The 12695-nt window shown below is 44.1% G+C and carries 10 protein-coding genes; 7 read left to right on the top strand and 3 right to left on the bottom strand.

Features of this window, described 5'->3' with window-relative positions; all coding sequences use genetic code 11:
• The 3 genes from aroB to IEV16_RS02105 are packed head-to-tail and all read left to right on the top strand — an operon-like array spanning nt 1 to nt 2385.
• Entirely contained in the window at nt 1-1086 is a 1086-nt protein-coding gene (gene aroB, locus IEV16_RS02115; RefSeq protein WP_188364025.1) for a 3-dehydroquinate synthase, read from the top strand.
• Entirely contained in the window at nt 1083-1844 is a 762-nt protein-coding gene (locus IEV16_RS02110; RefSeq protein WP_188364024.1) for an SPOR domain-containing protein, read from the top strand. Before aroB ends, IEV16_RS02110 begins: the two co-directional genes overlap by 4 nt.
• A 1-nt stretch (nt 1845) precedes the next feature.
• Nucleotides 1846-2385: a hydrolase gene (locus IEV16_RS02105; protein ID WP_188364023.1), complete on the top strand. Its 540-nt coding sequence runs from the start codon at nt 1846-1848 to the stop codon at nt 2383-2385.
• 48 nt (nt 2386-2433) lie between these two features.
• Here the strand turns inward: IEV16_RS02105 and IEV16_RS02100 are convergent, their stop codons facing one another.
• A complete protein-coding gene (locus IEV16_RS02100; RefSeq protein ID WP_188364022.1) occupies nt 2434-5511 on the bottom strand; it encodes a choice-of-anchor Q domain-containing protein in 3078 nt (1025 codons plus the stop codon).
• 407 nt (nt 5512-5918) lie between these two features.
• On the bottom strand, nt 5919-7373 hold the full coding sequence (locus IEV16_RS02095; protein WP_188364021.1) for a choice-of-anchor Q domain-containing protein: 1455 nt from the start codon (nt 7371-7373) through the stop codon (nt 5919-5921).
• 141 nt (nt 7374-7514) lie between these two features.
• On the opposite strand from IEV16_RS02095, the gene IEV16_RS02090 reads away from it, so the two are divergent.
• The 4 genes from IEV16_RS02090 to IEV16_RS02075 all read left to right on the top strand — a co-directional run bounded on the left by IEV16_RS02090 (nt 7515) and on the right by IEV16_RS02075 (nt 9173).
• Nucleotides 7515-7775: a type II toxin-antitoxin system Phd/YefM family antitoxin gene (locus IEV16_RS02090; RefSeq protein WP_188364020.1), complete on the top strand. Its 261-nt coding sequence runs from the start codon at nt 7515-7517 to the stop codon at nt 7773-7775.
• On the top strand, nt 7772-8026 hold the full coding sequence (locus IEV16_RS02085; protein ID WP_188364019.1) for a Txe/YoeB family addiction module toxin: 255 nt from the start codon (nt 7772-7774) through the stop codon (nt 8024-8026). Before IEV16_RS02090 ends, IEV16_RS02085 begins: the two co-directional genes overlap by 4 nt.
• Before the next feature lie 147 nt (nt 8027-8173).
• Nucleotides 8174-8506, top strand: coding sequence for a DUF2493 domain-containing protein (locus IEV16_RS02080; protein WP_188364018.1), 333 nt, complete (start codon nt 8174-8176; stop codon nt 8504-8506).
• A 157-nt stretch (nt 8507-8663) separates the two neighbouring features.
• The gene (locus tag IEV16_RS02075; RefSeq protein WP_188364017.1) at nt 8664-9173 is read left to right on the top strand and encodes a hypothetical protein; all 510 of its coding nucleotides are present in this window, start codon (nt 8664-8666) and stop codon (nt 9171-9173) included.
• Between the two features lies 1 nt (nt 9174).
• Here IEV16_RS02075 and IEV16_RS02070 read toward each other — a convergent pair whose 3' ends face one another.
• Entirely contained in the window at nt 9175-12318 is a 3144-nt protein-coding gene (locus IEV16_RS02070; RefSeq protein WP_188364016.1) for a DUF3427 domain-containing protein, read from the bottom strand.
• Nucleotides 12319-12695 lie beyond the last annotated feature (377 nt).

The raw sequence follows: 12695 nt of genomic DNA, 5'->3' as shown, positions 1-12695 counted from the left end.
ATGCAGACATTGAGCCTCGATATACCCGGCAAACAGTACCCGATTATCATTGATCAACAGGCCTTTCATGTCGCTGACATTCGTGACCGTTTAAAAGCCTCGAAAATCATGCTGGTCAGCGATGACCATGTCGCGCCTTTATACCTGGAGCCGTTGCGCACCGAGTTCAGCGATTACGAGGTACATGAATGCGTGATTGGCGCCGGTGAAAAACATAAAAACTCCGACAGTTGGCAAAAGATTTTAAATGCCCTTGCTGAAAACGGCTTTACCCGTAATGACGCCCTGGTGGCGGTGGGCGGCGGTATCATTTGCGACATCACCGGCTTTGCCGCGGCCAGCTGGATGCGAGGCGTGGATTTTGTTCAGGTACCCACCAGTTTATTGGCACAAATTGATGCTTCGGTGGGCGGTAAAACCGGGGTTAATCATGCCGCCGGGAAAAACCTCATCGGCGCGTTTCATCAGCCACAGGCGGTGCTCATTAATATCGCCACATTACAAACTTTACCGCCACGGGAATTTAATGCGGGCATCGGCGAAGCGATTAAATACGCCGGCATTAATCAGCCTGAATTTTACACTTGGTTACAGGATAATCGCCTGGCTGTTAAGCAACAGGACCAGGCTGCGATGCAGCATTTAATCGCTGAATGTTGTCGCTTTAAGGCCGAGATTGTCCGCGATGATGAAAAAGAGCAGGGCATGCGTGCCTTGTTAAATTTGGGCCACACCTTTGGCCATGCCATTGAAAATGTCAGTGATTATCGCTATTTACATGGAGAGGCTGTGGCTTTGGGCCTGGTGATGGCGGCGGATTTATCGGAGCGATTAGGCCATGCAGCATTGGGTTTAAAGCAACAATTTATTGATTTAATTGAAGCCTTCGATTTGCCCTGTATATTGCCGGATAAATACACCTCAGATGCGATAATTAACGCCATGCGATTAGATAAAAAAGTACACTCAGGACAACACCGCTTAATCCTTATGCGTGGTATGGGTGATGCCTTTATCGCTGAAGTCATACCCGAAGCCGTGATTGCAGAATCCATTGATGCCTGTCGTGAAGGAGAAAAGTCATGAAACTGTTAACAAGCACAAGCCAGTTGTTTGTACTGCTTTTTTTCAGCGGACTGCTTTACGCTCAGGACATCCCTGAAAACGACACCACTCCGGTGGCAGACAGTGAGCGGGCTGAAGTGGTGTGTTATGCTGCTGAAGATCGTTGGGTGTGCGCCCCAAAAGGCAGTGAAAAACCCACGGAGGTCATCGAGAAAATCAAAACAGAAGCCGCTTTACATGCTGATGAAGCCACAGATTTAACTGAGATTAATCCGATAAATCCATTGGATCCACCACAAGGTGTTGAAAACATGACCGATACCGCACCGGCTAAGCCGGTTCTCAACCCCATGGCTGAAACACCGGAAGATGAGATTACCGAACAATCACCCCAGGCTACTGTTGCGGCGGAACCGGAACAGCGCGAAACTGAATTGTCAGAGAATGACCAGGTTGCAAAAGCTGACCAACTTGAAACCACCAGCCAAAGTCCCGACTATGCCGGTGATAATTGGTTCGCACGCTATCCCGATCACTGGACCATTCAAATTATCGGTGTCGCTAACCAACAAAACCTCGAAGCTTTTATCCAACAACAGCAATTAACTGACCAGGATTACCGGATTGTCGAAACCCAAGCCAATGGCGCGCCGTGGTGGGTGGTTATTTATGGTCATTACCCAAGTCGTGAAGCCGCTGATCAGACACGCAATCAATTGCCGGCGAAGATATCTGATGGTGCCTGGTTGCGGCCCTTGTCCTCACTGAAAGGAGAATAAAATGTTTAAACCTGAAAACGCAGCCCTGATGATTATCGATGTACAAGGTCGCCTGGCGAGTTTGATGCACCAGGCTGATGATCTTGTTAAAGAAATAAACACCATGATTAAGGCCGCGGAGATTTTAGATCTGCCGATTATCTGGATGGAGCAATACCCCCAGGGTCTGGGCTACACCGTGGCTGCCATTAAAGACAATTTAGTTAATCATAAAGCCATTGAGAAAATCACGTTTAGCGGTTGCGGCTGTGATGATGTGATGCAAGCCCTCAAGGACAGTGACCGTAACCAGGTCATTGTCACCGGTATCGAGTCCCATGTTTGTGTCTACCAAACCGTTTTGGGCTTGATTAACGAAGGCTATCAGGTGGCCATTAACCAGGACGCCATATCCTCACGTACACCAACCAATAAGCAATTGGGCTTAGAACGCATGAAAGACGCCGGTGCCATCAAAACCTCCACCGAAATGATTTTATTCGAACTGATGCAAACCGCCGAACATCCAAACTTTAAACAAATCTCAAGTCTGCTTAAATAAACAGGGCCGCCTGTCACGGCGGCCCTGTTTCCGGTCTTTGGATTTATGTTAATCAAACCCGTCCTTAAAAATAATATCCGTCGGTCCCTGGGTATCCACTTCCACTGAACCGATATCACAGGCCAAACCTTTGGGTCTGGATTCACCCCGTTGGTCTTCACCGGGACAATAATTATTATCACCGGCATCAATGGCCGGGCTGTTGCTTGCCGGCACACGGGTTTCGGTGTTTCCGCCATGTAAACCGAAGCTGCCTAACAGCGGGTCGCTGTTGATGATGTTGTTGCAATTGGCATTCCCAAAACCCGATGTCGGACAGCCGTATTGTATTATGCTGTCGTCCAGATTGCTTTCACCCAGATTATGGTAGATGGTGTCGCCGTCTGTGGTGGCGGCATTGTCCCACATAATAATGTGACGCATGGTCGGACTGGACGAGCCGGTTGGGTCGGCGCTGCTGTACATAGCACCGCCATAACCGGCGTTGTTACCGGTAAACGTGCTGTTTTGAATATCCGGACTGCTGGCGCCGTTGTCGCCATTGTTATAAATGGCACCACCGTTGGCCATGGCCAGATTATTATGAAATGTCACGTTGGTTAAGGTCGGATGGCTGAAACCATTTTCACCGTCATTATACAAAGCTCCGCCATCAGTGGCTGTGTTTTGGGTGAAGGTGACCCGATTTATATCGGCTGACCCATTACCGGCCAAATCATTTAAAAACATGGCGCCACCGCGGGGTGCTAAATTGCTGCGGAAGGTGATGTCTTGTAAGGTGGGCTTGCTCATTCCATTATTCCAGCCAGCACTGTAAAAGGCGCCGCCATCAAAACTGGCCTGATTGGAGGTAAAGGTCAGTTGTTTGAAGTTGGCGGTGTTAATACCACCGGCCTGACCGCTGTTATAAACCGCACCGCCATAGTCAGCTGTATTTTGCTTAAACTGGCCAAAGATAAATTGGCTGCGACTGGTGCCGGCATAGGCATTGTTATACACCGCACCACCGCTGTTGGCGGCAGAATTACTCAAAAAATCGCCATTGACCACCACCGGACTGCTGTCGCCACCCTGATTGCCGTGGTTGTACATGGCGCCACCATTAAAAGCGCTGTTACTTTCGAATTTAATATTCACCAGTTGCGGACTGCTTTGACCGTTATTGTCGGCGTGGTTAAACATCGCGCCGCCACTGCCGGAAGGTGCCTGGTTGTTAAAAAAGCGGATATTGCTTAGATACGGATTACAGGCACTGTTGGCGCCTGAACCGTCACAAAACAAGCCGGCCCCGCTGTTATTGGGAAAGTCAAAAGAACCCAGGCTGCCGTAGCCGTGCCGAACTTCTAAATCGGCAATCACCGTATTGGGCAGGATTTTCGTACCCTGGGTGCCATCGAGGAATAGGACATGATAACTGTTATCGCTGTCATCGTTTGGATTGCCGATATTTCCCGATAAATACACCGGGTTATTCTGAATATCTCGTTCACTTGGATTGTTTTCCGTGCCGGCGAAACCACCCATAACGGTGACGCCCGGCTGAACCTGAAATGAAACACTGCGGTCACTGCCGGAAGTGGGATAATAGGTACCGGATTTAATCCACACTTGGTGACAAGTCGGTGAAGACAAGGCGGTTTGTGGATCCATGGCATGACCGCCCCAGTCGCTGCCATTGCCGGTGGGCGTACCATTCATGGTAACCCGACAGACATTCAGCACTTCAACCGAGCCGATGTCGCATTGACCATTTTGCGGCCGCACAATCCCGCGTTGATCAGTGGGTCGACAGGTGGCGTTGTCGCCATTATCAATGGCTGAACTGCCGATACCCGGCAGCATGGTTTGGGTAAAGCCGCGGTTCATTTGTAAACTCCCCAGTTGCGGGTCGCCGGTATAAATATTATGACAAGACTGACTGCCACCGCTTCCTGATGAACCAAAGCCTGCACAGTCATTTTGAATCACATTATCCGTGGCGGTTATCTGACCGCTCTCATTGAATAACTGGGCGCCCGATGGTGCGCTGTTACCCCACAGGATGCTGTTGCGCAGGGTGGTGGAACCGTAACCCATATAAATCCCACCACCGGCTAAAGCTGCGCCATTACTGGCCAGGGTGACGTTGTTGAGTTCAGTGGTGGTGCGCATGACGTATAGGGCGCCGCCGTGTTCCTGGCTGTTGTTGTTAGCAAAGGTGCTGTTATAAAGCGATAATGAACTGGTGGATAAATTAAAATTGTCGTTAGCAATGGCACCGCCCAGTTTGGCTGAATTACCGGAAAAAGTACCTTTAAACACCACCGGCTGGGTTCTGCCGCCATTGTTGGCCAGACTGGACATGGCGCCACCTTTGACCGCTGCCTGATTATTCGTAAACTCGACATTACCGAACACCGGACCGCTAACACCGCCGTTGGCATCGTTATAAATCGCCCCACCTTCGCCCCAGAGGTTGCCGGGTAAGGTTTTGTTGTTTCTGAACACGGTGTTTTCGATAATCGGCCGGGTGTCGCCGTTATTAAAACCCTGGTTATATAAAGCACCACCGTAAACAGCCACGTTATTAATAAATTCCAGATTCCTTAATATCGGGCTACAGGCGGTGCCGGTACCGTCAGATTCGCACACCATGCCACCGCCGTTACCGTTGTCGGCATAACCGTCACGAATAATAAAACCATCGATTTCAGTGCTGTTTTGGATGGGTGCGCCGCTGGTGCCGTCTAAGTAAACCACATGGCGACTGTTGTCGGTGGCATCACCGGATGCACCGATATTGCCGGATAATACCGCCTTGTTGTACAGATAATCGCGCTGGGTTCGGCTGACTTCCGTACCATAAAACCCGCCAAATACTTTAACCCCTGCCTGAACCCTGAAGCTGGCGTTTCGGTTGCCACTCGCCGTGGGGTAATAAGTGCCCGATTTAACCCAGATTTCCGGGCATTGAGCAGGGTTATTTAAGGCTGATTGCAAGTTTTTTGTTTGTTGCCAGGTTGCGCCACTGGCAGACGTATTGCCATTTACCGAAACACGACATACCTGTGCCTGTGTTGAGCCGATAAAAAATAAAAATGTTACGCCGATAAAACGACAGATTGATGTTGTTGCCAGGATATTCATAAGACCTCCAAAGAAAGTTGTTCATTGTTTATCCTCAGTAACGACAGTGGTGATTCAGACAGGACAACTAAGCTAAAAAAAAAGGCCGGCAAGTGCAAAAAGCACCTATTAGTGTAGTGTATTGAACTAATATACCCTATGAGTGAATCATAAAATAGTCAGCTACAAGGCTTGTTTTCGCAGTAATAGTTAGTCTTATTGCCAGGAAACATAACGCCGTAGATGGCTGTTTTAGGGTTCACCCTTCGGGAGACCGCCACAAGCCTCATTGCTGCGTTATCGTTCTTGATAAGGACTATGGCCATTATCTACAAACGATGCCTTGCTATGAGACTTGTGGCAGTCTCTCATAGGGCATATTAGTTCAATACACTACACTAGCCTTCGGAGGACCTATGAAAATTCAGTTAAAATACGCCGAGACTATCGGCAAAGATTAAATCGGTGTTGGCCGGGGCTTCCAGGGCGCCGAGATCACAGCTGGCGGTACCGTCATTATCACCGTCCACTTCGCGACTTTGGCCGTTCTGATCTTCATTCAAATCCGCGCCCGGTGGAATCCAGCATAAATAATTATCTTCATAATCAATTGCCGGTGAATCGGCAGCTAACTCAAAACCAGGCAATAAAGTCGGAATGTCCGGGTTGGCATTATTGTATTCAATCAAACCCGATAGCATTGGGTCATCAACGATATTGCCGTCATTGGTATCAAAGCCACAACTACCATCATCGTCAATATTGTCCAAATGCGCCTGGATATTGCCTGAACAGTTAGCGCTCAATTGACCATAGGCGAGAATGCTTTTTGCAAAAGCCACAGTGCCGCCATTGATCTGATAAGCCTGAGCACCGGTGGTGGCCGCATTGTATGCCAATGTGGACGCATAGACTTGTATATTGCCGCCTATGGTGGCGATGGCACCACCTTCCGAGGCATAATTCATGCCAAATGTGCTGTTTACAATCTCAACAGTTAATCCACCGGCACCAAAGCCATAGATAGCACCACCTAAACCATCGCTGACATTATTTAAAAATACATTGCGTTCGGTCGCATACGTTTGGCCACTGGCTAAAGCCGCAAAATAAATCGCACCGGCGCGGTTATTGGCGATATTGCCATAAAAACGATTGCGGTTGATGTTTATGATGTCATTGGCATCATTAAGATAAATCGCGCCACCAAAATCAGCTTCATTATGTTGGAATAAATTTTGCTCAATCAGTAAACTACCTAACGCAATGTTCTTGCCATAAAGCGCCCCGCCGGCGGCATTGTTATTAACGTTATCCACGGCACGGTTATTGATAAAGTGATTGCGCTGAATTTTAAAATCCGCCACCACACTGCTGTTAGCAAAGATAGCGCCACCATCCGGCGCTTCATTATTCTCAAAGACACTGTCCACAATTTCCACCTTGCCAGAGTCCTCAATCAAAATAGATCCACCATAATCACTGCGCAATCCATCTTTTAAATGTAAGCTAACAATGGCAAAATCATCGTCGTTCCAGTCACTTTGATTAACATGAAAATGACGGCTGTTGGGTCCGGCAATAATTTCAACTTTCGGCCCCGTACCCATTCGCCCAATCAGGACAGAACCAATCACATCGATTTCACTCTGTAACTGAATCGGCTGATTGACATCGATTAAAATAATATCCAGTGTATTATCTTCCCCGGCCGTACAATCTTCCAAAGCCAAGTTCAGATTAGCCGAATTCACCGCCTCGCGCAAATCACAGCCACCATCACCCCCGGTGGTTAAATCATCCGCCCGATCAACAACAATCACTGCCGCCTGTGTCGCCATCGAAAGCGCACTAAAAACCAAAAAAAATACAAGCTTGTTCATATGTCCTCTCCAAATATTAAATCTCTACTTTTTATTAATGTATAAGCAAACAGAACACTGCCAAAAATTTTTCGCTGCAAATCAGAATATTTGACAAGCGTACAGAAATAGGTACAATGATAATTATTTGTGATAAAAACCATGGATTCCATCAACTACTCATCTTTTCGAAAATCAATGGCCGAATATTTGGATCGTGTGAATGAAGACAGTTCGCCTGTTCTCATTACACGCCAAAAAGGGGCTTCTGCGGTTTTAATTGGTCTGGATGATTTTCACGCCATGCAAGAAACAATATATCTCATGGCCAGCCCTAAAAACGCACAAAACCTGAATGAATCTATTGCAGAAATTGAATCTGGTAAGGTTGTTGATATCGATTTAAATGATCTGGATTCATGAAAATCACCTTTTCCCAAAAGGCTTGGGAAGACTATTTAGACTGGCAAAGACTCGATAAAAAGAAATTCAAAAGAATAAACACTCTTATTAAAAGCATCAGTCGTACGCCCTTTGAAGGTCTTGGTGACCCTGAACCGCTTAAACATGATTGGTCAGGTTACTGGTCAAGACGGATTGATATCAAAAATCGATTGGTTTATCGAGTAACAGACAATCAAATCATTATCGCGCAATGCAAATATCATTACTAAAACTATAACGACATATTAGGTCGTATTCAGCGTCTTCCGAGTTCACTTCTGCTGGCATAACTAGCTGTCACATAGTATTCTAAGGACTGTCGGGAACACATCAAAGTTCTCAAATCCAAAACTCCTTAAAAAATCAAAAATAACGCCATGAAACTCATCATTGCCGGCGGACGTGATTACCGCTTTAAGCCGAAAGACATTGAACAACTCAATCAGCTCGACAACATCACCGAAGTCGTCTCCGGCGGTGCCCAAGGCGCTGATGCCGAAGGCGAGCAATGGGCCGCTGAACAAGGCATCCCCATCAAAGTCTTCAAAGCCGACTGGAAACGTTACGGCCGCGGCGCCGGCCCCCGCCGCAACCAGGCCATGGCCGACTACGCCGACGCCGTCGCCCTATTCCCCGGCGGTAAAGGCACCGAGAATATGTTTAAACACGCCCAAAAGATTGGGTTGGTTATTTATGACTGGCGGGTGTGAAAAAAGATAAATAACAGCTCAGTCATTCTCGTGCTTGGCAGCTACCGCGTCCCTGCTAACGCTGCAGACCTACGTCCCTGTAGGCCACACGAGAATCTCCATAATTAAACAGCAATAATTACTTAATTGATATCCACTTAATAACAGGAGAAAAACCATGCAGCGACTAGAAAAAGAAATAAGAAAAAAACGCGCCGAGCTACTGGCCGGCCTCAACAGCGAACAAATTGAATTCTTCGAAGCCGTCGAAGAACTCCGCGATATTCTTAATCGCTTTGAATCCAAATTCCACGTTACGATGTTTCCGGAAGAATATGATTTTATGTACGATGATTCCGTGGACTACAAAGCCCGTAAACGCGGCGAAAACCCCATGCAAGAATCTTACCAACAAAAAGTCAACGAACGCCGTCAAAAATTTGGCTTGGAGCCACTCGAGGACAACGGCATGGTCCGTTATGACGACAGCATTCGTTATACCAAAGACAAAGTTAATCGATTACTAACCAGCGAAGACCAAACCCTTAAAGCTGAAATCAAAGAACTGATTGACGTCGAATTCAACTTCAAACGCTTTATGGAGCAGCTCAAAGCCTATGACGTTGATCAATTTATGGCTGATAAACGAAAAGAAATGGCCAAGCGATTTGGCAAGGAAAATATTTGAATTAACCGACTGCTAACTTGGCTGATTCTTTTAGCAAATAAGCTGGCATCGGTTCTTGTAACCGCCAAGTGATGTTCATGGGTTTAGAACCATAAGATTTCACCATTTCCGCACTACCTAAAAAGTGATAACCCATGGTTAAATTGTATTCATCACGTTTATGAGGGCGGATAAAAATTAAAATGTATCGCCCAATTTCTTTGTGTTTTATATAGTCTAAACCCTTGCCAATATCGGGGCGTGTGGCATTTTGAGATTGCCAATGTAGTAATACGTCATTAATGGCATAGTCATTGTATAAAGTGGTCGGCGAGTAATCTTCTTCAGATTTATGCAAATCAATAAATAGCAGTTCTGTGTTTGTTTCTTTATTCAGCGCCACACCTTCACGATTATGGGATTTTTTGTCAAAAGTGCTGAAACCAAAAGCGGTCAAAATTTGGTCACGGGTATAACGACTATGTATTTTTAAAGGTTGCTGATAGGGGAGTTCAATATCTTGTTCCAGATGGTCGATTCTATCGATTAGCAGTTCTAATACTTCAATAATCTCATTGACCAGAGCTTTGTTTGTGCCTATTTCTTGAATACTTTGTGCCAGGTTTTTAAACGAATGATTTTCTAACCAAACATCATAATGGAGCATCAGAGCCATTTGTCTTTCAATATCTGATAGTGATGACAAGTTAACTTGGAAATTATTTTTGGCTAAATCGAGGATAAACGATAAATATGTATAAGAATCACAAACAAGCCATTTATTTAAAATGGCACGTTTAATGTCTTTCTCATATTTGGAATCAAATTCTTTATGCTCACCAGCTAAATATAAAAGTCGCATCCAACAATCGCGATTGTACAAAACCTCAAGAGGTACATGATTGAGGTTGATGAAGTTTTTGAGTGTTAATGGTAAATCGGTTTGATATTTGAAGTTTCTGATTTTCTTAATCAGGTGGTTTTTGTGAAAGCTCGTGGCATTTTTAATATTGGCTAAAATTATATCTTTGGCTTTTTTCTCTAAAACGATAGAACAGCCCAGTGGAAGATGGGGGAAATCATCTTTAAGTTCTTTTTGGACTGACGTGTTGGTTTTACCTATCATGGCTCGAAACTTGGTTTCAAAGTCATATTCGCTGCGCGCGTTGCCAACAAAGTCTAATACCGTTAAACAATCCTTGTCTTCTGATAACCGCAAACCCCGACCAAGCTGTTGTAAGAAGACAGTTAGACTTTCAGTGGGTCTTAAAAATAAAACAGTATCAATCTCGGGGATATCAACACCTTCATTGAATATATCAACCACAAACAGATAGTTAATTTTTCCTTGTATAAATTTTTGGCGAATATCGTTTCTTAGATGATTGTTTTTACTTATGAGATAATCCGCATTGAGTCCGGCTAAATTAAATTTCTCAGCCATATATTGTGCATGTTCTTGAGAAGCACAAAATCCTAAAGTTCGTGTATTGTGGATATCGTTTTGATATTTGTCGATACTATCAATAATGTCACGAACGCGACGATCATTTTCAGTATAAATCCTGGTCAGTTCAGAAGGCATGTATTTGCCATTTCGCCACTCCGCATTCGATAAATCCACACTGTCAGTGATGCCAAAATATTGAAAAGGACATAATAATTTGCGATTTAATGCTTCTGCCAGACGAATTTCAGCAGCAATCACGCCGCAAAAGTCTTCTAAAATATCAGTACCATCCATCCTTTCAGGTGTTGCTGTTAAGCCAAATAGAATTTTCGGATGAAAGTGATTTAAAATGGGTCGATAGCTATTGGCTGAAATATGATGAACCTCATCGATGATAATAAAATCATAATAATCTGAAGCCAAATGAAGTGAATCAATTTGATTGTTGAGTGTTTGTACGGATGCGAATACATGATTAAATCTTTCAGGCTTAAGACCACCAACCCATAGCTCACCAAAGTTATTATCTTTTAAAACTCCCTGAAAGGTCGCTAGGGCTTGTTGCAAAATTTCCTGTCGATGCGCAACAAACAAAAGTTTTGCTTCTGGGTTTTTACGATAGAACTGCTTGAAATCAAAAGCGGATATAACTGTTTTACCAGTGCCAGTGGCAGCCACCACTAAATTTTTAGTTCGATTATGAACAAGTCGCTCGGTTTGTAGTTTTTCTAAGATTTCCAGTTGGTAACTGTAAGGTTTGATGTCAAAGAGAGTCGTTGCATTAAATGAACTTTTAGAACCGAAGCGCTCTTGCTTAAGTGCTTGTCCAAGCTTATCGGAATGTTGTTCTTTGTCAAACTGTTCGAACTCTCGATCTTCCCAATAAGTCTCGAAGGTTTTTTTGAATTTTTCAATTAAATGGCTCACTTCCTGAGTGGTCAATTTGATATTCCATTCAAGACCATTCGTTAACGCAGAACGAGAAAGATTTGATGAGCCAATATAACCAGTATGAAAACCTGTATTGCGATGAAAAAGATAGGCTTTAGCATGTAGGCGTTCATTGCTGGTGTTGTATGAAACTTTGATTTCGGTATTTTTAAGCCCGGATAAAAATTGAATGGCTTTTAAATCAGTGGCGCCCATGTAAGAGGTCGTGATGATTTTTAATTCGCCACCGCGATTTGTGAATTCAGTCAGTTCTTTTTCAAAGATACGGATGCCAGTCCATTTAATAAATGAAACTAAAAAACTAACCTTATCCGAGGATAAAATTTCTTTTTTAATTTCACTTTCTAACGAAATGCCAGCATTATTTCCAGTGAATAATTCACTATAAGAAAGTCGTGTGTAGGGTGTTATTTCCTTGACGTGGGATTTGAAGTCAGAATAATCAGCATTTAGTTTGCTCAATATGGCTGTCAGTATGTTGGCTTCTGCGGTAATGATGTTCTCAACAATGTCTGAGTCAGCTATTTCTTCACTTAATAGTTTAATGACGCGATTAGAAATCTTTATTTGCTGTTCTAAGCTGTCTTTACCACTTATTTGATTGAGGGCATATTGAATAACTTGGCTCAGATATTGAGAGAGAACTTTACTGGCTTCGGATTTATCTATAGGTGTAGTGTCAATATAAAATGTATCGACGTCCAATCGATTTATTTTAAGCTCAATAACTTTGTTAATGAGTTGTTCGTAAAGGCCAGTTTCCATTGTTTACATTCAGTTTTTTTATAACATTATAAACAAATAATAGTTCAAAACGAGATTCTTTAACAAAACAGCCGGTAAGATAAACCACACTAACTTGAAGATGTTGAGAAAAAAATTAATAATGAATAATATCAAAATCAAAAATACAGAGTATTTAAGGCCTTCAAGAACAATTGAAACTATTCTTGTTTCAAATAAAGACTTGAGCAACATCTTTTACGTTTATAATTATGAAGGTGTATCCTATAGAGTCTTCAAAAGTTACCCAAATCTAATAAGCTGTTCTCATGAGAAATTAGAAAGTGATTGTGACTAGCCCAATAAACCGCTACCATTTGTAAAGAGAGAGATTTCATCATGAAAGCATGCTTTCATGA

This window comes from Marinicella pacifica, from assembly GCF_014636635.1.
GTDB classification, from domain to species: Bacteria; Pseudomonadota; Gammaproteobacteria; order Xanthomonadales; family Marinicellaceae; genus Marinicella; species Marinicella pacifica.
This window is presented reverse-complemented; position numbering and strand designations above follow the sequence as displayed.

Coding starts and splice junctions, on each gene's coding strand:
- aroB (WP_188364025.1), top strand. CDS start 1: ATGCAGACATTGAGCCTCGATATACCCGGCAAACAGTACCCGATTATC.
- IEV16_RS02080 (WP_188364018.1), top strand. CDS start 8,174: ATGAAACTCATCATTGCCGGCGGACGTGATTACCGCTTTAAGCCGAAA.
- IEV16_RS02070 (WP_188364016.1), bottom strand. CDS start 12,318: ATGGAAACTGGCCTTTACGAACAACTCATTAACAAAGTTATTGAGCTT.
- IEV16_RS02095 (WP_188364021.1), bottom strand. CDS start 7,373: ATGAACAAGCTTGTATTTTTTTTGGTTTTTAGTGCGCTTTCGATGGCG.
- IEV16_RS02090 (WP_188364020.1), top strand. CDS start 7,515: ATGGATTCCATCAACTACTCATCTTTTCGAAAATCAATGGCCGAATAT.
- IEV16_RS02085 (WP_188364019.1), top strand. CDS start 7,772: ATGAAAATCACCTTTTCCCAAAAGGCTTGGGAAGACTATTTAGACTGG.
- IEV16_RS02075 (WP_188364017.1), top strand. CDS start 8,664: ATGCAGCGACTAGAAAAAGAAATAAGAAAAAAACGCGCCGAGCTACTG.
- IEV16_RS02110 (WP_188364024.1), top strand. CDS start 1,083: ATGAAACTGTTAACAAGCACAAGCCAGTTGTTTGTACTGCTTTTTTTC.
- IEV16_RS02105 (WP_188364023.1), top strand. CDS start 1,846: ATGTTTAAACCTGAAAACGCAGCCCTGATGATTATCGATGTACAAGGT.
- IEV16_RS02100 (WP_188364022.1), bottom strand. CDS start 5,511: ATGAATATCCTGGCAACAACATCAATCTGTCGTTTTATCGGCGTAACA.